We start from the raw sequence: 22,176 nt of genomic DNA, 5'->3' as shown, positions 1-22,176 counted from the left end.
CCTCAGGCCTCGATGACGACGGGGACGATCATGGGGCGGCGGCGCAGGCGCCGGGCGACCCAGCGGCCCAGGGCCCGGCGCATGGCCTGCTGCAGGGAGTAGGCGTCGGCCCTGCCGCCGTCGAGCCCCTGCTGGAGGGCGGCGGTGACGTCGGGAAGGACCTCGTCGAAGACGGAGTCGTCCTCGGCCATGCCGCGGGCCTGGATGTCCGGGCCGGCCAGGATCGTGCCGGTGGAGGTCTCCACGACGGCGTAGACGGAGACGAAGCCCTCCTCGGCGAGGATGCGGCGGTCCTTGAGCTCGGCCTCGTCGATCTCGCCGACGGAGGCTCCGTCGACGAACACGTAGCCGCAGGGCACCTGGCCGGCGATCCGCGCCTGGCCGTCGAGGAGGTCGACGACGACGCCGTCCTCGCACAGCATGACGTTCTTGGGCGGCACGCCGGTCTTGACGGCCAGGGCGCCGTTGGCCACGAGGTGGCGGATCTCGCCGTGGATGGGCATGACGTTGCGGGGCGCCACGATGTTGTAGACGTGCAGGAGCTCCTCGGAGGAGGCGTGCCCCGAGACGTGGACGCGGGCGTTGTCGCGGTGGACGACGCGGGCGCCGAGCCGCATGAGCTGGTTGATGACCCGGTAGACGGAGTTCTCGTTGCCGGGGATGAGGGAGGAGGCCAGGATGACGGTGTCCCCCGGCTCCACGGTGACGGAGCGGTGCTCCCCGTGGGCCATGCGGCTGAGCGCCGCCATGGGCTCGCCCTGGGAACCGGTGACCATGAGGACCCGCTCGTCGGCCGGCAGGCTGGTGATGTCGCGGGCGTCGATGAGGACGCCGTCGGGGACCTTGAGGAAGCCGCGCTCGGCGGCGATACCCATGTTGCGCACCATGGAGCGCCCGATGAGGGCCACGCGGCGCCCGTGGAGGGCGGCGGCGTCGAGGACCTGCTGGACGCGGTGGACGTGGCTGGAGAAGGAGGCGACGATGATCTGCCCGTCGGACTCGCCGAAGACGGAGTCGAGCACGGGGCCGATCTGGTTCTCGTGGGCGACCATGCCGGGGACCTCGGCGTTGGTGGAGTCCACGCAGAACAGGTCGACGCCCTCGTCTGCGAAGCGGGCGAAGGCGCGCAGGTCGGTGATGCGCCCGTCGATGGGCAGGGAGTCGATCTTGAAGTCGCCGGTGCCCAGGACGGTCCCCGCGTCGGTGCGGATCATGACGGCCATGGCGTCGGGGATGGAGTGGTTGACGGCCACGAACTCCATCTCGAAGGGGCCGTAGGCCACGCGCTCGTGCTCGTGGACCTCGCGCAGGACGGGGCGGATGCGGTGCTCCTTGAGCTTGGCCTCGATGAAGGCCAGGGTGAGCTCGGAGCCCACCAGCGGGATGTCGTCGCGCAGGCGCAGCAGGTAGGGGACACCGCCGATGTGGTCCTCGTGCCCGTGGGTGAGGACGAGGGCGACGACGTCGTCGAGGCGGTCCTCGATGTAGGAGAAGTCGGGCAGGATGAGGTCGACGCCGGGCTGGTCGTCCTCGGGGAAGAGGACGCCGCAGTCGACGATGAGGAGCTTGCCGTCCACCTCGTAGACGGTCATGTTGCGCCCGATCTCGCCGAGGCCTCCCAGTGGCACGATCCTCATCGCGTCCTCCGGGATCGGGCCTGGGGCGCCAAGAGAGGGGAAGTTCGTCACGGCGGCAGTCTAGAGCACCGGTCCGAGCAGCGGCGGGCACCGGCGGGCGGGCGTCAGTGGATGCCGCGGGCCTCCAGGTAGGCGACGATGGCGCGCTTCATCTCGATGAGGTCGGTCCCAGGGTCGCCTGTGAGGGTCGCGCGCGTGACGATGGCGGAGAACATGCCCTCGACGATGCTCGTGGCGGTGGAGATCTCGCGGCGGCCCATCTGCGGGTTGCGCGTGGCCAGGATGGCGACGAGCCGCTCGTGGAGCTGGTCGTCCGCTTGGTCGACGAGGCCGGGGTCCGCCGCGGAGACGCGCGCGTAGAGCTCGGCGAAGACCCGGTCGGAGGTCTTCAGGGCGTGCAGGGGCGTGACGACGCGGTCGACGACCTCGCCGAGGGAGGTCCCGGGCAAGGTCAGCGCGTCGTCGTCGACGTCGGACTGGGCTGCATGGGCATGAGCCTGGTCTACGGGCGCCCGGACACCGATTCGTCCCGGCAGGCCATCGCCCGCGCGATCGACCTGGGCATCACCCTGATCGACACGGCGGAGATGTATGGCCGGGGCTCCAGCGAGCGGCTGGTCGGCCAGGCCCTGGGCGAGCGCCGCGACGCCGTCCTCCTGGCCACGAAGACCGGCATCCGCACCATGCCGGGGCTCGGGCTGCCGATCGGCCTGGATGGCCGGCCCGAGTCGATCAGGCGCGCCATCGACGGATCGCTGGAGCGCCTGGGAACCGACCGCATCGACCTCTACTACCTGCACCGCGTCGATCCGAGGGTGCCGGTCGAGGAGTCCATCGGCGCGATGGCGGAGGCGGTGGCCGCCGGGAAGATCCTCCACCTGGGGGTCAGCGAGGCGACGAGCGAGCAGATCCGGCGGGCCCATGCGACGCATCCGCTCGCCGCCATCCAGATGGAGTGGTCGCTGTTCAGCCGTGAGATCGAGGAGAGGGCCCTCGACACGGCCAGGGAGCTGGGCATCGGCGTCGTCTGCTACAGCCCGCTCGGGCGGGGCATGCTCACCGGGTCGCCGTCGGCGACGACGAATCTCCCCCTCCTGGATTTCCGCCGCTTCCTGCCCAGGTGGCGGCGCCGGAATCTCGCGGAGAACCTGCGCCAGGTGGAGGTGGTGCGCCAGGTCGCCCGCGAGGCGGGGGCGAGCCCGGCCCAGGTGGCCCTCGCCTGGCTCCTGGCCAAGGGCGACGACGTGGTCCCCATCCCCGGGACGACCAGTCCGAACCACCTCGCCTCCAACCTCGCGGCGACCAGGCTCTCGCTCACCGGGGCTCAGATCGCCCGCCTCGATCGGATCACCGCCGCGGGCGAGCGGAATCCCAGGTGGGGGCAGAGAGCGGGCATGGGTCAGGAGTCCGGGAAGAAGGCTGTGTGACAACCGGGGGGCCGGTTCGCGCCTCCCGCCCGGCGGCGCGAATCCCCGCCATGCGGCGGCTCGGCGTAGCCTCAGCCCCATGACCCCCCCGTCCTCGCCCTCACCGGACTCAGCCGACCGCGCGCTGGAGGACGCCGGGACCAGCGAGTCAGGGGCTGGGGCGCGCCCGGTCGCGCGAGCCTCCACGGCGGATCATGACGGAGCCCCCGCGCGCTCCTCGCGCCGTCGGGCCCTGGCAGTGGCGGGCGCGCTCGCCGCGGGCACCATCGGAGCCGCGGCGGGAGCCGGGGCCACCCACTGGTACGACGGGCGCCGCTCCCCCACGTTCCGCGTCGCCCCGCTGCCGAGCGAAGCCTCGGGCCGCAGGGATGCCATGACGACCTTCCGGGCAGCACCGGGCAAGGGGGCGGTGGCCCTCACCTTCGACGACGGCCCCGACCCCCGCTGGACGCCCGTCGTGCTCGACATGCTCTCCCGACTGGGGGCGAAGGCGACGTTCTTCGTTCTGGGCGAGGCGGCACAGGCCCATCCCGAGCTCATCGCCCGCGAGGTGGCCGAGGGGCACGAGGTCGCCGTTCACAACTGGGTCCACACGGATGTCTACGGAGCCTCGCCGGACGAGCTCGGAGCCGGCCTCGATCGCACGATCGACGCGATCACCTCCGCCGGGGCGCCAACGCCGTCGCTCTGGCGCCCGCCGTACGGGCGCGTGGACGCCGTCGCCCTGGCCGCCGCGGCGGACCGGGACCTGGACCTGGTGCTGTGGAGCCTGCACACGCCGGGGGCGGCCGCGGCCAAGGAGGTGGGAGAGTCCGCGCAGGACGGGGCGATCATCCTGTGCCATGACGGCCGGAGCCAGCCGTACACCGAGCTCATGGAGGAAGTGGGCCGCTCGGTGGAGCGCATCCAGTCCCGCGGCCTGCGCGTCGTCAGCGCCGGCCAGCTGCTCGGGACTTGACGACGCTTATAGGACACTTTGTGTTGGTTTGAGGCCTGGTTTTCGTTGGAATCGCGGGGTTTCCTCGGGGCTCGAGTCGGTTCGTCCCCAGTTCATCCCCGGACATTCCGTGTTGGTCGGACACGAGGTTTCCGTTGCAATGGCAGGGCAAACCCGCGTCTTGACTCACTGATCGGGCAGCGGGGACCCCGGACACATCGTGTTGGCCGGACGGCGGGTTTCCGTTGCGATAACGCCAGTATCGGCGTGATGAAGTCAGGGGCCATATGAGCCCCACCCACGCCTCCCGATCCCACCCGCGCCGCCCTCGGGGCGAGGCTCCCCGGCGTCGCGATCGTCGGCGCGCGGGACTCGCCTTGTTGCGGACGTGTCTGAGGGTTGTGGACGTGCCTTGGGGTTGCCGACGCGCCCCGGGGGCACGTCCGCAACCCTGGCGCGCGTCCGCACGTGCGGGGGCGGGGTGTCACCCGTGTGAGCCCAGGTGAAGCCTCCTCCGATAGGCGGCCGTCGTGGCCCTCTGGACGGGGGTTCGGCGCTCTGTCCGGGGTCTTCCCCCACTGGACGGGGGTAGCGACCCCGTCCTGTGCCCCGAACCCCCGTCCTGTGCCCCGAACCCGCGTACAGACAGTCCGCACGGAGCGGGGCGTGGGCGTCGTCGGCCAGCGCCTGGAGTCCGCCGCGGGGTGCCTCCTGCACCGGTGGTTGCCCCCAGCACCGTGGGGTGCGGTGGGAACGCAGCCGAAGGTGCTCGGCGCAACCACCGGGGCTCAGCGCAGCCGCCGGTGCTCCGCGCACCCGCCGAGACCGCCGACCGGGCCATCGACCCCAGCGCCAGGAGAAACCAGGACCAACAGAAAACGTCCTATAAGCCCTTGACGACGAAGGCCCGACCGCCAGTGGCGATCGGGCCTCATGAGCTCATTCGGAGTACCCCGTACCGGATTTGAACCGGTGCTGCCGCCGTGAGAGGGCGGTGTCCTGGGCCGCTAGACGAACGGGGCGTGAGGACGGGCGGCCAGAGGTGGCTGCCTGAGTACCCCGTACCGGATTTGAACCGGTGCTGCCGCCGTGAGAGGGCGGTGTCCTGGGCCGCTAGACGAACGGGGCATGTGGACGGGCGGCCAGAGGTGGCTGCCTGAGTACCCCGTACCGGATTTGAACCGGTGCTGCCGCCGTGAGAGGGCGGTGTCCTGGGCCGCTAGACGAACGGGGCGCAGTTCTTCAACTGTGTGGTGAGCTCGCGCTCTCCGCTGGGGTACCAGGACTCGAACCTAGAATGGATGAACCAGAATCACCTGTGTTGCCAATTACACCATACCCCAAAGCAGGTGACCCCAGACCGGCGAGCCGATCGGGGCAGCGGGAAGAAATCTACACGGGCTCCTCCATCCTGTCGAATCGTGGGCGCGTGAACGCCACCACAGGGCTCGCACGGGAGCGCTGGCGGCGACTCGGAGCCGGGCAGCCCTCACCATCGCGCACGGCGCCTTCCCCGTGCGCGATTCCTTAGAATCGAAGGGATCCTTCCCCCTCGGTCCCGGAGGTACCGATGACTCCCCACACGTCCCCCACCCGCGGCCCCGGCGGCAAGCCACTCCTGGCCCGGGCCATCGTCGCCGCCGCGTGCCTGAGCCTGCCGCTCGCCCTCGCCTCATGCTCCGACTCCGGGAAGAGCTCCCAGGCCGGCCCCGCCCAGGAGCCGACGACGTCGGAGACGCCCGCCGCCCGGCCGACGCTCGCCGAAGTGGATCCTCCCCAGATCCACTCCCAGGAGACGCCTGGAGACCGCCCCACCCTCAACCCGGGCTCCAACCCCGACGCCACATGGACGCCTCCAGCGCTGAAGTTCTACAACGACGACTACTCCGTCTGGTACCAGGACGACTCCATCACCAAGCAGGACAGCGTCTCCGACCAGGGCAACCTCGAGGGCTACCGCACCTATGACGGCTACTGCTCGGGCTACGTCAACAGGGATATCAGCGGCACTTACCACAACGCCCAGTTCGACGACGACACCTACAGCTACAACCGGGCGAGCCGCGCCGAGCCCATCGTCTACAACTTCGAGAGCGACAAGCCGGAGCAGGTCGAGCTGGTCAAGGACGACGGCGGCATCATGGCCGGCTACTCGGCGCATTGGACGGGCACTACCGACTCCACGGTGTGGAGCCAGCGCGAACTCACCGGCTACCACTTCTCACGGGTCGTGGGCGGGGCAGGCCTGCGCTTCGATGTGTGGATCGGCTGCGAGTCGGGCCATGAGATCTCCGTCGACCAGTGGCACACGATCCTGGGCGGCATCCGCATCGAGGGGATGGACTCCCCCGACCTGTGAGGGCCCGCGGCGCCCGGGGCGGCGATGACAACCGCGCCGCCATCCCCTGCGGCGACAGGGGGCGGCGGCGCGGCCGTTCACGGCACTGAGTTCTCCACGTTCTCTGCGCCGTTGCCAGCGCGCTCAGCGCCTCAGGCGAGGCGCGCCCTCAGGGCGCGCAGGCGGGTGAGGGAGGAGTCGGCGCCGAGGATCTCCATGGACTCGAACAGCGGCGGGGAGACCTGGCGGCCGGTGGCGGCCACCCGCAGCGGCCCGAAGGCGAGGCGCGGCTTGATGCCCATGCCATCGACGATGGCGGCGCGCAGCACCTCCTCGAGGCGCGGCGTCGTCCACTCCTCGGGGCCGAGGGCCTCCAGCGCGGCGATGGCGGCGTCGAGCACGGCGGGGGCGGAGTCCTTGAGCTTGGCCACGGCCTTGTCGTCGACGGCGAGGGCGTCGTCGTCCACGAAGAGGAAGCCGAGCATGTCGCGGCTCTCCCGCAGCAGCTGGATGCGGGTCTGGATGAGGGGGGCGGCCGCGGTGAGGATCTCCTGCTCGCGCTCGCCCAGCTCGCCGAAGGAGGGGGCGGACACGAGAGGGCGGGCCTGCCAGGCCGGGTCGGCGGGATCCGGGTAGACGTCGCGCAGGTAGGGCACGAGGCGGTCGCGGAAGTCGGAGGCCTCCAGGCGCCGCACGTGCTCGGCGTTGATCGCCTCGCACTTCTTGGGGTCGAAGCGGGCGGGGTTGGGGTTGACGTCGTGGATGTCGAAGTGCTCGACGAGCTGGGCGGGGGTGAAGACGTCCTCGTCCTTGCTCAGGGACCATCCGAGCAGCGCGAGGTAGTTGAGCAGGCCCTCGGGGATCATGCCGCGGTGGCGGTGGATGAGGAGGTTGGACTCGGGGTCCCGCTTGGAGAGCTTCTTGTTGCCCTCCCCCATGACGTAGGGCAGGTGGCCGAACTCCGGCACGGACTGCGCGCGGCCGATCGCGATGAGGGCCCGGTACAGGACGATCTGGCGGGGCGTGGAGGACAGCAGGTCCTCGCCGCGCAGCACATGGGTGATGCCCATGGCGGCGTCGTCGACGGGGTTGACGAGCGTGTAGAGCGGGTCCCCTCCGGCGCGCACGACGACGTAGTCGGGCACGGACCCGGCCTTGAAGGTGATGGGGCCGCGCACGAGGTCGGTGAAGGTCACGTCCTCGTCGGGCATGCGCATGCGCAGCACGGGCTTGCGGCCCTCGGCGCGGAAGGCGGCCCGCGCCTCCTCGGTCAGGTCCCGGTCGAAGCCGTCGTAGCCGAGCTTGGGGTCGCGCCCAGCGGCGCGATGGCGGGCCTCGATCTCCTCGGGGGTGGAGTAGGACTCGTAGAGGTAGCCGGCCTCGAGCAGCTCGGCGGCCACCTGGCGGTAGAGGTCCATGCGCTGGGACTGCCGGTAGGGCTCGTGGGGGCCGCCCTTGCCCACGCCCTCGTCCCAGTCGAGGCCCAGCCAGGTCAGCGAGTCGAGGATGGCGTTGAAGGACTCCTCGGAGTCGCGCGCGGCGTCGGTGTCCTCGATGCGGAAGACGAAGGTGCCGCCGGTGTGGCGGGCATGAGCCCAGTTGAACAGGCAGGTGCGGACCATGCCGACGTGGGGCGTGCCCGTGGGGGACGGGCAGAAGCGGACGCGGATGGGGCAGGGCGTGGCGGTGTCAGTCATGATGGGCCAAGCCTAGCCCGCGAGCGCCTACAGCGACTCCGAGCGCGACGAGCTCATAGGGGCGACCTGGCTGGGTCGCTCGGGCCCCGCCAGCATGGATGACACTGGCTCTCAGAGCGGCACCACCCCGGCGGCCGGCGGAGCGGGCTGAGGGCGGCCGGGGCGCATCCGCCGCGGCACCGGGAGCCGGCGCGCCCTCCATATGATTCGCTCCATGACTCAGCCATCTTCTCTCCCCTCCCCCGTCCCGTCCTCCACGGACCTCTTCGCCGCCTTCGACGCCCTGACACCGCAGCAGGTGCGCGCCAAGGGCTCGATGAAGTGGACGAGGAGGCCCGGGCCGGCGATCTCGGCGTGGGTGGCGGAGATGGACCTGGGCACCGCCCCGGCGGTGACGGAGGCCCTGCACCGCGCCGTCGACGACGCCCGTTTCGGCTACATGCCCCCGCCCGCCTGGGAGGCCTGCCGCGCGGCGGTCATCGACTTCCACCGCGACGCCTTCGGCTGGGACATCCCGGAGGGTGACATGAGCCTGCTGCCGGACGTGCTCTCCTCGCTGAAGGTGGTCATCGGGCGCCTGACCCGCCCGGGCTCGCCGGTCATCGTCCCCACCCCGGCCTATATTCCGTTCCTCACGATCCCGGGGCTCCTGGACCGCGAGGCCATCGAGGTGCCCGCGATCCGGGGCGACGGCGTCTCGTCCCCCGCCTGGTCCCTGGACCTCGACGGCATCGAGGCCGCGATGGCGGCCGGGGCCGGCCTGCTCATCCTGTGCAACCCGTGGAACCCGGTGGGCCGGGTGCTGAGCGCCGACGAGCTCGACGCCATCGCGGCGCTGTCGAGCAAGTACGGCGTCATCGTCTTCTCCGACGAGATCCACTCCCCGCTCGTACTGCCCGGCGGGGCCCGGCACACCGCCTACGCCTCGCGCCCGGGGGCCGAGGCCGCCCTCACCTTCACGGCGACGGCGGCCTCGAAGGGCTGGAACATCCCGGGCCTGCGCTGCGCCCAGCTCATCGCCTCCGGCGAGGCCCGCGCGCGCTTCGACGCCGACCCGGTCTGCTCCGGCCTGCCCGAGGGCGCCTCGATCCTGGGGGTGCTCGCCACGACGGCGGCCGTCTCGGAGGGTCGGGAGTGGAACGCTGCGGTGCGCGAGTACCTGCGCGGCACGCTGGAGGCCGTCACGGGCCGCCTGAACGGGATCGAGGGCGTGTCGGTCGTCATGCCGGAGGCCACCTACCTGGCATGGGTGGACTTCTCGGGGGCTGTGGCCGATGGCCGGATCACCGGCGCGCCCTTCGACTTCCTCGCGCGCGAGGCGGGTGTGGATATGAACGACGGCGCGACCTTCGGCGCCGACTACGCCGCGTTCTGCCGCCTCAACCTGGCCACCGGCCGCGGCATCGCCGACGAGATCGCCGATCGCATCACCGCCGCCCTCGCCTGACCCGTCGGCCTCGTCGGCCAGGGGGCGGCGGCCTCAGCGGCGCACGACGGGGTTGGTGAAGCCGCCGATGCCCTCGACCTCGACGCCCACGCGCTGGCCGGCGCGGATCTCGCCGACGCCGGCGGGCGTGCCGGTGAGGATGACGTCGCCGGGCAGGAGGGTGAAGATCGTCGAGGCGTAGGCGACGAGCTCCTCGATCCCCAGGATCATGTCCGCCGTGCTGCCCTCCTGGACAGTCTCGCCGTCGAGCCTGGCGCGCACGGTGGCATGCGAGGGGTCGAAGGCGCGCTCGTCGCCGGGCTCGGGGATCTCGAGCCAGGGGCCCAGCGGGCAGGAGGTGTCGAAGGCCTTGGCGCGCACCCACTGCGGCTCGGCGCGCTGGCGGTCCCGGGCGGAGACGTCGTTGGCGACCGTGTATCCCAGGATCACGCGGTGGGCGTCCTGCGGGGAGAGGTCCTTGGCGATGCGCTTGATGACGACGGCGAGCTCGGCCTCGTAGTGAACCTCCTCGCTCCATGCTGGCAGGACGATGGGGGCGTCCGGGCCGATGACGGCCGTGTTCGGCTTGAGGAAGATGATCGGGGTCTCCGGGACGGCGCCGTCCATGCCGCCGACCATCTCGGCGGCATGGGCGGCGTAGTTCTTGCCGATCGCCACCACCTTGGAGCGGGGGATGACGGGGGCGAGGAGCCGTGCCTCGCCGAGCTCAACGACCTCGCCGGTGGCCTCGGGCACGGAGAAGAGGGGGTCGCCCTTGAGGACGAGCAGGTGGCCCTCGGACTCGCCCGTGGGCACGGCCTCGGCGTCGTCCAGGCCCTGGACGATGCCGTAGCGGGGCTCATCACCGGTGGAGAATCGCGCGATCTTCATGCGCCCAGACTACCGGCGGGGGCCGGGGCGCGATCACGGTTCCCCGTGCCGCTCCCCCGGCCCCCGCTCGGCGAGTCCGCGGCTCAGGCCCGCGTGGCGGGCTCCTCCTCGCGCGGGGCCCAGACCTCACCGGGCAGGTCGCCGGGCAGGTAGGGGTTGTTCTCGCCGACGAAGCGGATCTCATCGCGCTGCCCCGCCCGCAGCTCGCGGTTCTGGGCCTCCCAGTCGCGCAGGGCGCCGAAGGCCCATTTGCCGAGCAGGGTGATAGCGACGATGTTGATGACTGCCATCGCGCCCATAGCGAGATCGGACAGGTTCCACACGAAGTCGAGGGAGGCGACGGCCCCGACGAACGTGGCCACGAGGATCATGAGGCGCAGCCAGGTGTGGTTGGAGCGCGAGCCGCGAAGGAAGTCGACGTTGATCTCCGCGTAGGTGTAGTTGCCCAGGAGTGAGGAGTAGGCGAACACGAAGATGATGACGACCATGAGGTACTGGCTCCAGTCACCCAGGACGTGGGCGACGGAGTCGGAGGTGAGGGTCTTCTTCGCGGCGTCGGCGGCTTCGACGGCCTCCGGGCTGGCCAGGTTGGCGGCGGAGTCGTAGAGGCCGGAGAGCATGACGATGAGCGCGGTCGCGGTGCACACGATGATGGTGTCGACGAAGACGCCCATGGACTGGATGAAGCCCTGCTTGACGGGGTGGGAGGTGGTGGCCGTCGCCGCGGCGTTCGGCACGGAGCCCTCACCGGCCTCGTTGGAGAACAGGCCCCGCTTGATGCCGTTGATGGCCGCCGCGTAGAGCCCGCCACTGATGCCGGCGAAGGTGGCGTTGAGGCCGAAGGCGCCCTCGAAGATCGCCTTGAAGGTGCCGGGGATGGCGGTCGCGTGCAGGACGAGGATGACGATGGCCAGCAGCGCGTAGATGAGCGCCATGATCGGCGCCATCCACTCGGCCACGTGGGCCACGCGCTTAATCCCCTTGAAGACGATGGGGGCGGTGAGGGCGACGAGCACCGCGCCGATGATCCAGGGCTCCACCGAGTGCCCGCGGGACTCCAGCAGACCGCCGATCTGGCCGGCGATCGTGTTGGCCTGGGTGGCCTCGTAGGCGAAGCCGAAGACGAAGGTGATGACGACGGCGAAGACGCTGCCCCAGGCGCGCGAGCCGAGGCCGCGGGTGATGTAGTAGGCGGGGCCTCCTCGGAAGGTGCCGTCGGCGGCGGGGACCTTGAACATCTGGGCGAGGGTGGACTCGATGAAGCCGGTGGCCATGCCGACCAGCGCCACCACCCACATCCAGAAAATCGCGCCCGGCCCGCCCAGCGTGATGGCGATGGCGACGCCGACGATGTTGCCGGTGCCCACGCGGCTGGCCAGGCCGATGGTGAAGGCCTGGAAGGAGGAGATACCGCCCTCGGCGTTGCCCCGCGATCCGAAGACTGTGCGAACCATCTCGGGGAAGAGCCTGAACTGCACCGCGCGGCTGCGGATGGTGAAGTAGAGGCCGACGGCGATGAGCGCCCAGGCGAGGAAGCCGGCGTAGAACTGGTCGGAGATGTCTCCGAGGGTCTTGGTGGCGTCGTCGAGCGCGCCCGTGGGCAGCACCGCCGTCAACGCGGGGACAGGGTGGGTCAAGGGAATAACCTCCAGAAGCCGGGGGTGGGACTCGAGGAGCCTAGGCCCGGCGTGTTACCCGGCTGTGTCATGGCTGGGCCGTCGGGGCGGCCTCCCAGACTCCGTCGTTGGTGTCCCCGGGCAGGAGCGGGTTGCCGTGGCCGATGAACACGGGATCGACGCCCTGGCGGCGCTGGGCCTCCCAGTCGCGCAGGGCGCCGAGCACCCAGCGGATGAGCAGCACGAGCGCCACGAGGTTGATGATGGCCCCGAGGCCCAGCAGGATGTCGGCCAGCGTCCATACCGTGGTCAGGGCCTGGAAGGCTCCGAGGGCGGCGCAGGCGACGGCGGCGCACTGGAGGGCCTTGGACACCCACCGGTTCTCGGTGAGGTAGTCGAGGCAGACCTGGGCGTAGGAGAAGGCCCCGATGATCGTCGTGTAGGCCAGGACGACGATGAGGATCGCCATGGGCCAGCGCGTCCACTCCCCCACGAGGAGCGCGATGGCGTCCTGGGTGAGCGAGCCGGCCACGTCCTTGCCGGTGAGGCCGGGGGCGTAGACGGCGTCGCCGGCGATGAGGATCGCCAGGGCGGTGGCCGTGCACACGAAGATCGTGTCGATGACGACGCCGAGCGCCTGGATAAGGCCCTGCTGGACGGGGTGGCGCACGGCGGCGGAGCCGGAGGCGCAGGCGGCGCCTCCCAGGCCGGCCTCGTTGGAGAACAGGCCGCGGCGCACGCCGTTGAGGATCGCCTGGGTGACCCCGCCGGCGAGGCCCGCGAGCCCGGCCCGCAGGCCGAAGGCGCCCTCGATGATCTCCACGAGGGCGTGGCCGGAGGCCGCCGGGTGGGTCACGACGATGCCGAGGACGGCCAGCAGGTAGGCGGCGGCCATGAGCGGGGCGAGGATCTCGGCGACGCGGCCGATGGCCTTGAGGCCGCCGAGCAGCACCGGGGCGGTGAGCGCGACGACGATGAGGGCGCTGCCCCACACGGGGACGTCACCCGCCGCGGCGAGCGCGCCAGCCACCGCGTTGGACTGGACCAGGGGCATCGACAGCCCGTTGGCGGCCAGGAAGAAGACGGCGAAGATCGCGCCGAGCCAGGGCAGGCGCAGTCCCTTGGCGATGTAGTAGGGCGGCCCGCCCCTGAAGCTGCCGTCGTGGTGGCGGATCTTGAGGACCTGCGCGAGGGTGGACTCGGTGAAGGCCGTGGCCGTGCCGAGCAGGGCCACCACCCACATCCAGAAGATAGCGCCCGGGCCCCCGAGGATGAGGGCCAGGGCGACGCCGACGATGTTGCCAGTGCCCACGCGGCAGGCCAGCCCGACGGCGAAGGCCTGGAAGGAGGACAGGGAGCGCCCCCCGCTCGCCCGGGAGCCGATCATGGAGCGGGCGATCGGGACGCTGTGGCGCAGCTGCACGCCGCGGGTGCGGATCGTGAAGTAGAGCCCCGCCCCGATGAGGAGCCAGACGAGGAAGGTGGAGTAGAGGAAGTCGGAGACCTGGCCGAGGATGGTGTTGAGGGTGGTCATGGTGGCTCCTCTCAGCGCCGACCAGCGGCGGGCGCGCCGGGCGTGGGGATTTCAGCGGCAGGGGCGCCGGGCGCCGTCGTGTCCCCATCCCAGACGCCCGCGGGAAGATCGCCGGGCAGGTGGGGGTTGGCGCGGCCGACGAACACCGGGGCGCGGCCCTCGCGCAGTTGGGCGTCGAAGTCCCTCAGGGCTCCCAGGGCCCAGGGGGCGAGGCGGACGATGACCGCGAGGTTGAGCAGGCCGAGCAGCCCGAGGGCGATGTCGGCCAGGGCCCACACCACGGGCAGGTCCAGGATGGTGCCGGCGAAGGCGGCGGCGGTGAGGGTGAGGCCGAAGACCTGCTCGGCGCGGTGCTGCCCACCCAGGTAGTTGACGTTGACCTGCGAGTAGGAGTAGCAGCCGAGCACCGTGGAGAAGACGAGGACGAAGATGAGGACGACCATCGGCCAGGTGGTCCAGGCCCCCAGGTGCTCGGCGACGGCCTCCTGGGTGAGGACGGCCCCGATGCCCTTGGCGTTGTCCGCCGTGTAGGTGCCGGGGGCGTAGGTGTCGGTGGCCAGCAGGATGAGCAGGCCGGTGGCGGTGCACACGAGGATCGTGTCGATGAAGACGCCGAAAGACTGGATGAGGCCCTGGCGCACCGGGTGGGTGGTGGTGGCGGTGCCCGCGGCGTTGGGCACGGTCCCCAGGCCCGCCTCGTTGGAGAACAGGCCTCGGCGCACACCGTTGAGGACCGCGGCGACGATCCCGCCGGCCACGCCGTACAGGGCCTGGTCGGCGCCGAAGGCCCCCCAGACGATGGAGCGCAGGACGCCGGGGATCTCGGTGATGTTCATCGCCAGGACGACGATGGTCGTGAGCACGTAGATGAGCGCCATGACGGGCGCCATCCACTCGGTGATCCGGGCGACGGACTTCAGGCCGCCCAGGACGACGGGCCCGGTGAGCATGATGAGGAAGACGCCGACCATCCAGGGCGCCACGGACGGGACGGTGGCGTTGATGACGCCGGCCAGGGAGTTGGTCTGCACCATGACGACGGTGATGCCCACGGAGATGATGCACAGGATGGCGAAGACACCGCCCCAGGCCCGCGAGCCCAGGCCGTTCTTGATGTAGTAGGCGGGCCCTCCGCGGAAGGTGAAGTCGCGGCCGCGCTCCTTGAAGATCTGCGCGAGGGTCGACTCGATGAAGGCGGTGGCCATGCCGATGAGCGCGACGACCCACATCCACAGCAGCGCCCCGGGCCCGCCCATGAGGACGGCGATGGCGACTCCGGCGATGTTGCCGATGCCCACGCGCGCGGCCAGGCCGACGGCGAAGGCCTGGAAGGAGGAGATCCCGCCCTCGGCGTCGCCGCGCGAGCGGGTGAGCGCGCGCACCATGGTCCCGAAGTGCCGGGCCTGCACGGCACGGGTCCGGATCGTCAGGTACAGGCCGACGGCGATGAGCAGCGCGGCGAGCACATAGGTGTAGAGGAAGTCGTCGACCTGGCCGAGCTGCTCGGCGAGCGTGGCCGCGGGCAGGGCTGTCGGTGCGGTGAGCGGGACGGGGGTCATCATGATTCCTCTTCGCTGGTCAGGAACAGTGCTCGGCGCCTGTGGAGGCGGCAGGCTGGGTCGTTCGGGGGTCGTGGGGGGCGGCGTCGTCGGGAGAGGCCCACACGTCGCCGGGGACATCCCCGGGCAGGTGGGGGTTGGCGCGGCCCACGAAGACAGGCTCGGCGACGCCCGCGCGGATCTGGGCCTCGTAGTCGCGCAGGGCTCCCGTGCCCCAGCGGATGAGCCAGAGCAGGGCCACGAGGTTGGTGAGGGTCATGACCGCCATGGCGATGTCGACGGCGTTCCACACGACGTCGAGGGTGAGGATGGCGCCGGCGGAGGCGGAGACCACGGAGAGCACGCGCACCGTCCAGCTCGCCCAGCGCCGGGGCCCCACGAGGTACTCCATGTTGACATCGGAGTAGACGTAGGCGGCGATGATGGAGGAGTAGGCGAGCACGAAGATGAGCACCGCCATGGGCGCCACGGTCCAGCCGCCCAGCTCGTGCGCGATGGCCAGGGTGGTCAGGGTCGCGGGGTTGGCGTCCGGGGAGGACCAGACCTCGGGCCCGGCGATGAGGATGACGAAGGCCGTGGCCGTGCAGACGATGATCGTGTCCACGAAAACGCCGAGGGACTGGATGAGCCCCTGCTGGACGGGGTGGGCGACGGTGGCGGTCGCGGCGGCGTTGGGGGCGGTTCCCTGGCCGGCCTCGTTGGAGAACAGGCCGCGCTTGGTGCCGTTGACGACGGCGGCGAGGATGCCGCCTCCCAGTCCACCGGCGATGGGCTCGGGGGCGAAGGCCGCGCGCACGATCTGGCCGAGGACATCCACGAACTCGTGGATGTTCGTCAGGCAGATGAAGGCCACGAGGATGATGTAGATGAGGGCCATGATCGGCGCCATCCACTCGGTCACGCGCGCCACGGCCCGCACCCCGCCGAAGACGACCATCGCGGTGAAGACGAAGATGAGGGCGGCGACGACGAGCGGCGCGGAGGTCAGGCCCCCGGCGCCGGGAAGCGGGGCGGCGTCGTCGGCGCCGAATGCGGCGAGCAGGGTGCCTGCCACGGAGTTGGACTGCACCGACGTGATGATGAACCCGCAGGTGACCAGCGAGATGACGGAGAAGACGACGGCGAGTGGCCGGCTGCGCATGCCCCGCGTCATGTAGAAGGCGGGGCCGCCGCGGAAGGCGCCGTCGGCGGAGCGGACCTTGAAGATCTGGGCGAGGGTGGCCTCGAAGAAGGCGGTGGCCATGCCGACCAGCGCCACCACCCACATCCAGAAGATCGCGCCGGGCCCGCCCATGAGGAGGGCGGCGGCGACGCCGAAGACGTTGCCGATGCCCACGCGCGCGGCCAGCGAGATCGCGAAGGCCTGGAAGGAGGAGATACCGCCCTCGGCGCCGCTGCGCGCGCCGCGTACCTGCCGGACCATGGAGCCCAGGTGGCGGACCTGGACGCCCCGGGTGGCGATAGTCAGGGCAAGACCCGTGCCGACCAGCACCCACATGGTGATGTGGGCGGTGATCCAATCGGCGATCTGCTGGAGGTTCGCCGCGAATGCGTCCATGCTGCGCCTTCCGCTGTGTATGGGAACGCCGGGCATGCTCTCATGAAGAGGCCCCTGCGCGAAGCGCCATGCCGGATCCTGGGCCGCGGGCGCCCTGATTCCCATGTGGGACGATGGCGCCATGTCGACCGGCCCAGCTCCCCAGGCCCCCGCGCTCAACGCGATGCTCGATGCCCTCATCCCCGCTGATGACCCGCAGCGCGTGCCCGAGCCCGAGGAGGTCTACCTCGCCTTCACCGAGTGGGCCGAGTCCACGGGCCGCACCCTCTACCCGCACCAGGACGAGGCCCTGGGCGAGATCCTTGAGGGCCGTCACGTCATCGCCGCGACCCCCACGGGCTCGGGCAAGTCGATGATCGCGCTGGCCGCCCACACGGCCTCGCTCGCCCGGGGCGGGCGCTCCTACTACACGGCGCCCCTCAAGGCCCTCGTGAGTGAGAAGTTCTTCGAGCTCGTGCGCCTGTTCGGCGCCGACAACGTCGGCATGGTCACCGGGGACACGTCGATCAACGCCGCCGCCCCCATCATCTGCTGCACGGCGGAGATCCTGGCCAACCAGTCGCTGCGCGAGGGCGAGGAGCTGGACACGGACTGCGTCGTCATGGACGAGTTCCACTACTACGCCGACCCGCAGCGCGGCTGGGCCTGGCAGGTGCCGCTCCTCGAGCTCCCCCAGGCCCAGATGGTGCTGCTGTCGGCCACGCTCGGGGACGTGTCCTACTTCGTGGAGGACATGGAGGCGCGCACGGGCCGGGAGGTCGCCGTCGTCGACGACGCGGTTCGGCCGGTCCCCCTGGAGCTGGAGTACTCGGTGGAGTCCATCGAGGAGCTGCTCACCCGGCTCGTCGGGCAGGACAAGGCGCCCGTGTACGTCGTCCACTTCTCCCAGAAGGAGGCCGTCGAGCGCGCCACCTCCCTGCTCAGCGTCGACCTGGGCCTGACCAAGGCCCGCAAGGCCGAGGTGGTCGAGGCCATCGGCGACTTCCGCTTCGGCCCGGGATTCGGGGCGACCCTGTCCAAGCTGCTGCGATCGGGCATCGGCGTCCACCACGCCGGGATGCTGCCGCGCTACCGCAGGCTCGTGGAGCGGCTCGCGCGCGCCGGGCTGCTCAGTGTCATCTCGGGCACGGACACCCTGGGGGTGGGTATCAACGTGCCGATCCGCTCGGTCGTCATGACCTCCCTGGTGAAGTTCGACGGCGCGAAGGAGCGCCACCTCACCGCCCGCGAGTTCCACCAGGTGGCGGGGCGCGCCGGGCGGGCTGGCTTCGACACGCGCGGCTATGTGACGGTCCAGGCGCCCGAGCACGTCATCCTCAACGCCAAGGCCCTGGCCAAGGCGGGCGACGACGAGCGCAAGCGCCGCAAGATCGTGCGCAAGAAGGCCCCCGAGGGCCGGGTCAACTGGACGGACAAGACCTTCGAGCGCCTGCGCGACGCCGCCCCGGAGACCCTCACCAGCCAGTTCCAGGTGACGACCACCATGATCCTCAACCTCATGGAGCGCCCGGGGGACCCGGTGGCGCATATGGCCCGCCTCCTGGAGCGCGTGCAGTCGAGTGCCACCGAGCATCGGGCCCATGTTCGCCGGGCCCTGGACATCTACCGCTCACTGCGCACGGCGGGCGTGGTGGAGCATGTGCCGAGCGCCGTGGCCGCCGCCGATGGGCGCCCCCGCCTGCGCCTGGCGGTGGACCTTCCCGGGGACTTCGCCCTCAACCAGCCGCTCGCGCCCTTCGCCCTGGCCGCCATGGATCTGCTCAACCCCGAGTCGCCGGAGCACGCGCTGGACGTCGTCAGCGTCGTCGAGGCGACCCTCGACGATCCCCGCCCGCTCCTGTACGCCCAGCAGCGGGCGGCCCGTGGCGAGGCGATCGCGGCGATGAAGGCCGAGGGCATGGACTACGAGGAGCGGATGGCCGCTATCGAGGAGATCACCTGGCCCCAGCCTCTCATCGACCTGCTCGCCCCGGCCCTGGAGATGTACAAGCAGGCCAACCCGTGGACGGCCGAGCACGAACTGCGCCCCAAGTCCGTGGTGCGCGAGATGGTGGAGAACGCGATGACCTTCTCCGACCTCGTCTCCCGCTACGAGCTCGGGCGCAGCGAGGGCGTCCTCCTGCGCTACCTCACGGACGCCTACCGGGCGCTGCGCCAGGTGGTCCCCGAGGAGCACCGCACGGAGCAGGTCGAGGAGGTCGTCGACTGGCTCGGCGGCCTCGTGCGCGCCGTCGACTCCTCCCTGCTCGACGAGTGGGAGGCGCTGGGGGCGGCGGAGCGCGGCGAGCTGCCGGGGGCAGGGACTGTTCCCGGGGACCGCGCCGGGGCGGATGACTCGTCCGGGGTGGAGCGGGCCTTCGGCGCGGGCGAGGACGGGACGGTGGCCTTCACTCGCAACCGTCATGCCTTCCGGGTGGCGGTGCGCCGCGAGATGTTCCGGCGCGTCGAGCTCATGGCACGCGACGACGTCGAGGGCCTGGCCCGCCTGGACGCCGCCTCGGGCTGGGGCGAGGACCGCTGGGATGAGGCGCTGGGCCGCTACTGGGACGAGTACGACTGGATCGGCACCGACACCGCGGCGCGCGCCATCGCCCTGGCGCCGCTCGATGAGTCGCCCGATGCGACGGCCCTGGTGAGGGCGGGCGTGTCGGAGCGGCTGGCTGAGGCCATCGAGTCGGCCGGTCGGCGCGTGTGGCTGGCCGCCCAGGTCATCGAGGACCCCGAGTCCGACCATGACTGGCGGCTGACCGCGCTGGTGGACCTCGACGCCTCAGACACGGCGGGCAGCGCGGTCGTGCGCCTGCTGGGCGTGGGGCCGCAGCAGGGTTAGCCCGCCTCGTTGGCCTCCGCGACGGACCTGACCGGCTGGCGCAGGACGGTCTTCATCCTCTCCGGTGCCACGCGCCTGGGGTCGCTGAGGTAGATCTCGTGGTGGGGCCCGTTCCAGGTGAGGCCGAGGCCCGGCATGACCTCGTCGTGCAGGCGCGCCAGGGTGGGGGCCTCGTCGTTGTAGGTGCCCACGTGGAGGATCTGCAGCGACCTGCCCTCATTCAGGGGGAGCTCCTTGAGGGCGGAGACAGGAAGGTCGGGCTTCTTGCGCGCCGCTTGCGCCAGCCCCTCGGTGATGTCCTGCGAGGAGACCGCCTCAGGCAGGGGGATCATCATGGTCCAGTCCCACTCCCCCTTGTCACCGGCAACGAAGGCCGCATTGTCTGCGCTCATCCACAGCCCCTCCAGGGGGCCGACGACGAAGTCGTCGCCGGTTCGTTTCTTCAGCACGGCGCGGATCGCGTAGGCGCCCGCGTAGAGCGCCTGGATCGCGGTGGCGTAGGCCGGTGAGGTGTTGGGGTCGCCGTGGCCGTCGATGGCCAGGTAGGTCATGGCCGGTACGTCCACCTCCGTGAAATCGGCCTTTCCCGGCAGGTACAGGTCCTTGCGGTCCTTCTTGATGTCAGTCCTCATCACTGTCTGCTTTCTTGAGAAGGGTTCGGGTCCAGGCGAGATCCGCTTCCTGGCGCAGGATCTCGTAGTCGAAGATGGCCAGGGCGTGCTCCTCGTCGACCTGGGCGCGCAGAGCGCGCAGCTCGTCGAGCCTGACCATGAGAGCCTCGGCGCGTTGGGCGAGGAGGTCCGTGAGCGCGGGATCGTCGAGCCGGGGGTAGGCGTTGAGCGCCGGGAGCACTCCGGCGCTGGGTGGGGCCGGGGTGAGGACACGTTCACCGGCGGCCTTGCTCAGCTCACGGTGCCCGGCCTCGGTCACGCGGAAGACGGTGCGCCGCCCCTGGGAGCCTTCGTCGGGCTCGAGGAGTCCTCGTTCTGACAGGCGCTTGAGGAGGTAGTAGACGGAGGAGAAGGCCAGGGAGGTCCACTGGCGGTAGCCGCGCTGCTCGATGACCCGGTCAAGGTCGTAGCCATGGCGCGGCTGCTCGGCAAGGAGCGAGAGGAGAACGATGTCGGCGTCGGAGGACATGCCATTACTCTAGCACTAGAGTAATGGTGAGCAAGCCAGTCACGGAGTTGCTTCACCAGGACGGCGAGGTCGGAGGGCCGCGCTGCTACAGGCTGACCGCGCGAGCAAGCTCGCGGATTTGGGCCGGACGGGTGCGACAGCAACCGCCGACGAGCCGCGCCCCGGCGTCGATCCAGGAGGGAGCCTGCGCCGGGATCCCAGCCCCTTCGCCCGTGGACTGCCAGGTCTTGGTCGCCGGGTCGTAGAGATCGCCCACATTGGGGTAGGCCACCAGCGGTTTGTCGGTCGCCGCACGCAGCACCGGCAGCGCTCGGCCGACGACGCCCGGGGCCACGCAGTTGACGCCGACCGCGACGACCATCTCCTCCTGCGCAGCCCAGGCCGCCGCCTCGGCCAATGGCGTACCGTCAGCAAGAGTGACGCCGTCGAGGCGCACCTGGAAGGAGACCCAGCACTCGGCCTGAGGAGCGAGGCCCTTCACCATGGCGACGAGTGCCTGCGCCTCGTCCAGGCGCGGAAGCGTCTCCAGGGCGAACAGGTCGACCCCCTCCCCCACCAGGACCTCGATGCGAGGCAGATGCACCTCCCGGAAACCGGGATCCTCGGGGACATCAATGCCGTAGGCGCCGGTGTACTCACTGCCATCAGCCAGATAGGCCCCATAAGGTCCAAGCCCGCCGGCGACGAGCACCGGCTCCTCGGGGTGCTCCTTGGCGAACTGACGCGCTGCCTCCTTGGCCAGACGGGCGCCGGCTGCGATGACCTCCCTCGCACCGGCAGCATCCTGCCCGGAGCGGATCAGCGCCGGGAGCGTGGCCTGGTACGTGTTGGTGGTGATGACGCGAGCCCCCGCATCCAGGTAGTCGGAGTGCACCTCGCGCACGACGTCGGGCGCCGTGGTGAGCGCCAGCGCCGACCACAGCGCGTTGCGGGTGTCGACCCCGCGGGCGTCGAGCTCGGTCCCCATCGCCCCGTCGAGGACGACCGGACCTCGGTCCAGCAGATCAGACAACCGAGCCGGTTCACGCCCGAAGGACGTGGCGGATACCGAGAGCGTTCGCATTGCGACACGGTATCGAATGGCTCGAGACGGCACCGGTAGCGTCTCAGGCATGGACCCGGTTGCACATCACCGCGAGCCCGCCGCGTCAGCCTGTGAGATCCGCTGGCGGTCCGGCGCCCGAGGGACCTTAGCGGGTCTCGATGATCCGCTTGCCGAAGGGGAAGCAGGTAACGGGGATGAGCTTGATGTTGGCCACGGCCAGCGGGATCCCGATGATGGTGACGGCCTGCGCCGCGGCGGTGGTGACGTGACCGATGGCCAGCCAGAGCCCGGCGACGAGGAACCAGATGATGTTGCTGATCCCGCTCATGGCGCCGGCCCCGGGGGCCGGGACCACCTCACGCCCGAAGGGCCACAGGACGTACCCGGCGATGCGGAAGCAGGCCACCCCGGCGGGGATGGTGATGATGAAGATGCACGCGACGATGCCAGCGAGGAGGTAGCCGAGCCAGAGCCAGAAGCCGGCGAAGACGACCCAGATGACGTTGAGCAGCGTGCGCATAGCACAGTCCTATCAGGCTGG

General features: G+C 70.8%; 17 protein-coding genes and 4 tRNA genes. 5 read left to right on the top strand and 16 right to left on the bottom strand.

Annotated features, from left to right (window positions below):
* Positions 1-2: 2 nt before the first annotated feature.
* Both A1QA_RS0107390 and A1QA_RS15390 read right to left on the bottom strand, forming a co-directional pair.
* Entirely contained in the window at positions 3-1,637 is a 1,635-nt protein-coding gene (locus A1QA_RS0107390) for a ribonuclease J (RefSeq protein WP_017178268.1), read from the bottom strand.
* Between the two features lie 104 nt (positions 1,638-1,741).
* Entirely contained in the window at positions 1,742-2,086 is a 345-nt protein-coding gene (locus tag A1QA_RS15390; RefSeq protein WP_017178267.1) for a hypothetical protein, read from the bottom strand.
* Here A1QA_RS15390 and A1QA_RS0107380 point away from each other — a divergent pair.
* A complete protein-coding gene (locus tag A1QA_RS0107380) occupies positions 2,033-3,064 on the top strand; it encodes an aldo/keto reductase (protein WP_425265730.1) in 1,032 nt (343 codons plus the stop codon). The genes A1QA_RS15390 and A1QA_RS0107380 overlap by 54 nt on opposite strands.
* A 79-nt stretch (positions 3,065-3,143) precedes the next feature.
* Entirely contained in the window at positions 3,144-4,022 is an 879-nt protein-coding gene (locus A1QA_RS13985; RefSeq protein WP_017178265.1) for a polysaccharide deacetylase family protein, read from the top strand.
* Positions 4,023-4,950: 928 nt separating this feature from the next.
* Here A1QA_RS13985 and A1QA_RS0107370 read toward each other — a convergent pair.
* From A1QA_RS0107370 to A1QA_RS0107355, 4 genes are all read right to left on the bottom strand, one after another.
* Positions 4,951-5,023: transfer RNA gene (locus tag A1QA_RS0107370), tRNA-Glu, on the bottom strand.
* Positions 5,024-5,056: 33 nt separating this feature from the next.
* Positions 5,057-5,129: transfer RNA gene (locus tag A1QA_RS0107365), tRNA-Glu, on the bottom strand.
* Between the two features lie 33 nt (positions 5,130-5,162).
* Positions 5,163-5,235, bottom strand: a tRNA-Glu gene (locus A1QA_RS0107360).
* A gap of 37 nt (positions 5,236-5,272) precedes the next feature.
* Positions 5,273-5,344, bottom strand: a tRNA-Gln gene (locus A1QA_RS0107355).
* 227 nt (positions 5,345-5,571) lie between these two features.
* Here A1QA_RS0107355 and A1QA_RS0107350 point away from each other — a divergent pair.
* Positions 5,572-6,360, top strand: a complete 789-nt coding sequence (locus A1QA_RS0107350) for a hypothetical protein (RefSeq protein WP_017178264.1) — start codon at positions 5,572-5,574, stop codon at positions 6,358-6,360.
* Positions 6,361-6,491: 131 nt separating this feature from the next.
* On the opposite strand, the gene gltX is transcribed toward A1QA_RS0107350, so the two are convergent.
* Positions 6,492-8,036: a glutamate--tRNA ligase gene (gene gltX, locus A1QA_RS0107345; protein WP_017178263.1), complete on the bottom strand. Its 1,545-nt coding sequence runs from the start codon at positions 8,034-8,036 to the stop codon at positions 6,492-6,494.
* Positions 8,037-8,250: 214 nt separating this feature from the next.
* Between gltX and A1QA_RS0107340 the strand changes: the two genes are divergently transcribed.
* Complete coding sequence (locus A1QA_RS0107340; protein ID WP_017178262.1) at positions 8,251-9,483, top strand: MalY/PatB family protein; 1,233 nt, start codon at positions 8,251-8,253, stop codon at positions 9,481-9,483.
* A 33-nt stretch (positions 9,484-9,516) separates the two neighbouring features.
* On the opposite strand, the gene A1QA_RS0107335 is transcribed toward A1QA_RS0107340, so the two are convergent.
* The 5 genes from A1QA_RS0107335 to A1QA_RS0107315 all read right to left on the bottom strand — a co-directional run bounded on the left by A1QA_RS0107335 (position 9,517) and on the right by A1QA_RS0107315 (position 16,620).
* Positions 9,517-10,353: a fumarylacetoacetate hydrolase family protein gene (locus A1QA_RS0107335; protein ID WP_017178261.1), complete on the bottom strand. Its 837-nt coding sequence runs from the start codon at positions 10,351-10,353 to the stop codon at positions 9,517-9,519.
* 83 nt (positions 10,354-10,436) lie between these two features.
* Positions 10,437-11,990, bottom strand: coding sequence for an alanine/glycine:cation symporter family protein (locus tag A1QA_RS13980; RefSeq protein WP_425265729.1), 1,554 nt, complete (start codon positions 11,988-11,990; stop codon positions 10,437-10,439).
* A gap of 67 nt (positions 11,991-12,057) precedes the next feature.
* The gene (locus A1QA_RS13975; RefSeq protein ID WP_017178259.1) at positions 12,058-13,503 is read right to left on the bottom strand and encodes an alanine/glycine:cation symporter family protein; all 1,446 of its coding nucleotides are present in this window, start codon (positions 13,501-13,503) and stop codon (positions 12,058-12,060) included.
* Positions 13,504-13,514: 11 nt separating this feature from the next.
* Complete coding sequence (locus A1QA_RS13970; protein WP_017178258.1) at positions 13,515-15,062, bottom strand: alanine/glycine:cation symporter family protein; 1,548 nt, start codon at positions 15,060-15,062, stop codon at positions 13,515-13,517.
* Positions 15,063-15,081: 19 nt separating this feature from the next.
* The gene (locus A1QA_RS0107315) at positions 15,082-16,620 is read right to left on the bottom strand and encodes an alanine/glycine:cation symporter family protein (protein ID WP_017178257.1); all 1,539 of its coding nucleotides are present in this window, start codon (positions 16,618-16,620) and stop codon (positions 15,082-15,084) included.
* A gap of 121 nt (positions 16,621-16,741) precedes the next feature.
* On the opposite strand from A1QA_RS0107315, the gene A1QA_RS0107310 reads away from it, so the two are divergent.
* A complete protein-coding gene (locus A1QA_RS0107310) occupies positions 16,742-19,450 on the top strand; it encodes a DEAD/DEAH box helicase (protein WP_026048777.1) in 2,709 nt (902 codons plus the stop codon).
* On the opposite strand, the gene A1QA_RS0107305 is transcribed toward A1QA_RS0107310, so the two are convergent.
* From A1QA_RS0107305 to A1QA_RS0107290, 4 genes are all read right to left on the bottom strand, one after another.
* On the bottom strand, positions 19,447-20,082 hold the full coding sequence (locus A1QA_RS0107305; protein WP_017178255.1) for a GyrI-like domain-containing protein: 636 nt from the start codon (positions 20,080-20,082) through the stop codon (positions 19,447-19,449). The two genes, A1QA_RS0107310 and A1QA_RS0107305, sit on opposite strands and share 4 nt — an antisense overlap.
* Complete coding sequence (locus tag A1QA_RS0107300; protein ID WP_017178254.1) at positions 20,072-20,590, bottom strand: PadR family transcriptional regulator; 519 nt, start codon at positions 20,588-20,590, stop codon at positions 20,072-20,074. The genes A1QA_RS0107305 and A1QA_RS0107300 overlap by 11 nt, the downstream gene beginning before the upstream one ends.
* Positions 20,591-20,675: 85 nt before the next feature.
* Positions 20,676-21,653: a homocysteine S-methyltransferase gene (gene mmuM, locus A1QA_RS0107295; RefSeq protein WP_043508378.1), complete on the bottom strand. Its 978-nt coding sequence runs from the start codon at positions 21,651-21,653 to the stop codon at positions 20,676-20,678.
* 127 nt (positions 21,654-21,780) lie between these two features.
* The gene (locus A1QA_RS0107290) at positions 21,781-22,155 is read right to left on the bottom strand and encodes a YccF domain-containing protein (protein ID WP_017178252.1); all 375 of its coding nucleotides are present in this window, start codon (positions 22,153-22,155) and stop codon (positions 21,781-21,783) included.
* Positions 22,156-22,176: the final 21 nt, after the last annotated feature.

The organism is Actinomyces timonensis DSM 23838 (assembly GCF_000295095.1).
GTDB classification, from domain to species: domain Bacteria; phylum Actinomycetota; class Actinomycetes; order Actinomycetales; family Actinomycetaceae; genus Actinomyces; species Actinomyces timonensis.
This window is presented reverse-complemented; position numbering and strand designations above follow the sequence as displayed.

Excerpts from the sequence above, each read along its gene's own strand:
- A1QA_RS0107390 (WP_017178268.1), bottom strand. The coding sequence starts at position 1,637 with ATGAGGATCGTGCCACTGGGAGGCCTCGGCGAGATCGGGCGCAACATG.
- A1QA_RS13985 (WP_017178265.1), top strand. The coding sequence starts at position 3,144 with ATGACCCCCCCGTCCTCGCCCTCACCGGACTCAGCCGACCGCGCGCTG.
- A1QA_RS0107350 (WP_017178264.1), top strand. The coding sequence starts at position 5,572 with ATGACTCCCCACACGTCCCCCACCCGCGGCCCCGGCGGCAAGCCACTC.
- gltX (WP_017178263.1), bottom strand. The coding sequence starts at position 8,036 with ATGACTGACACCGCCACGCCCTGCCCCATCCGCGTCCGCTTCTGCCCG.
- A1QA_RS0107340 (WP_017178262.1), top strand. The coding sequence starts at position 8,251 with ATGACTCAGCCATCTTCTCTCCCCTCCCCCGTCCCGTCCTCCACGGAC.
- A1QA_RS0107335 (WP_017178261.1), bottom strand. The coding sequence starts at position 10,353 with ATGAAGATCGCGCGATTCTCCACCGGTGATGAGCCCCGCTACGGCATC.
- A1QA_RS13975 (WP_017178259.1), bottom strand. The coding sequence starts at position 13,503 with ATGACCACCCTCAACACCATCCTCGGCCAGGTCTCCGACTTCCTCTAC.
- A1QA_RS13970 (WP_017178258.1), bottom strand. The coding sequence starts at position 15,062 with ATGACCCCCGTCCCGCTCACCGCACCGACAGCCCTGCCCGCGGCCACG.
- A1QA_RS0107315 (WP_017178257.1), bottom strand. The coding sequence starts at position 16,620 with ATGGACGCATTCGCGGCGAACCTCCAGCAGATCGCCGATTGGATCACC.
- A1QA_RS0107310 (WP_026048777.1), top strand. The coding sequence starts at position 16,742 with ATGTCGACCGGCCCAGCTCCCCAGGCCCCCGCGCTCAACGCGATGCTC.
- A1QA_RS0107305 (WP_017178255.1), bottom strand. The coding sequence starts at position 20,082 with ATGAGGACTGACATCAAGAAGGACCGCAAGGACCTGTACCTGCCGGGA.
- A1QA_RS0107300 (WP_017178254.1), bottom strand. The coding sequence starts at position 20,590 with ATGTCCTCCGACGCCGACATCGTTCTCCTCTCGCTCCTTGCCGAGCAG.
- mmuM (WP_043508378.1), bottom strand. The coding sequence starts at position 21,653 with ATGCGAACGCTCTCGGTATCCGCCACGTCCTTCGGGCGTGAACCGGCT.
- A1QA_RS0107290 (WP_017178252.1), bottom strand. The coding sequence starts at position 22,155 with ATGCGCACGCTGCTCAACGTCATCTGGGTCGTCTTCGCCGGCTTCTGG.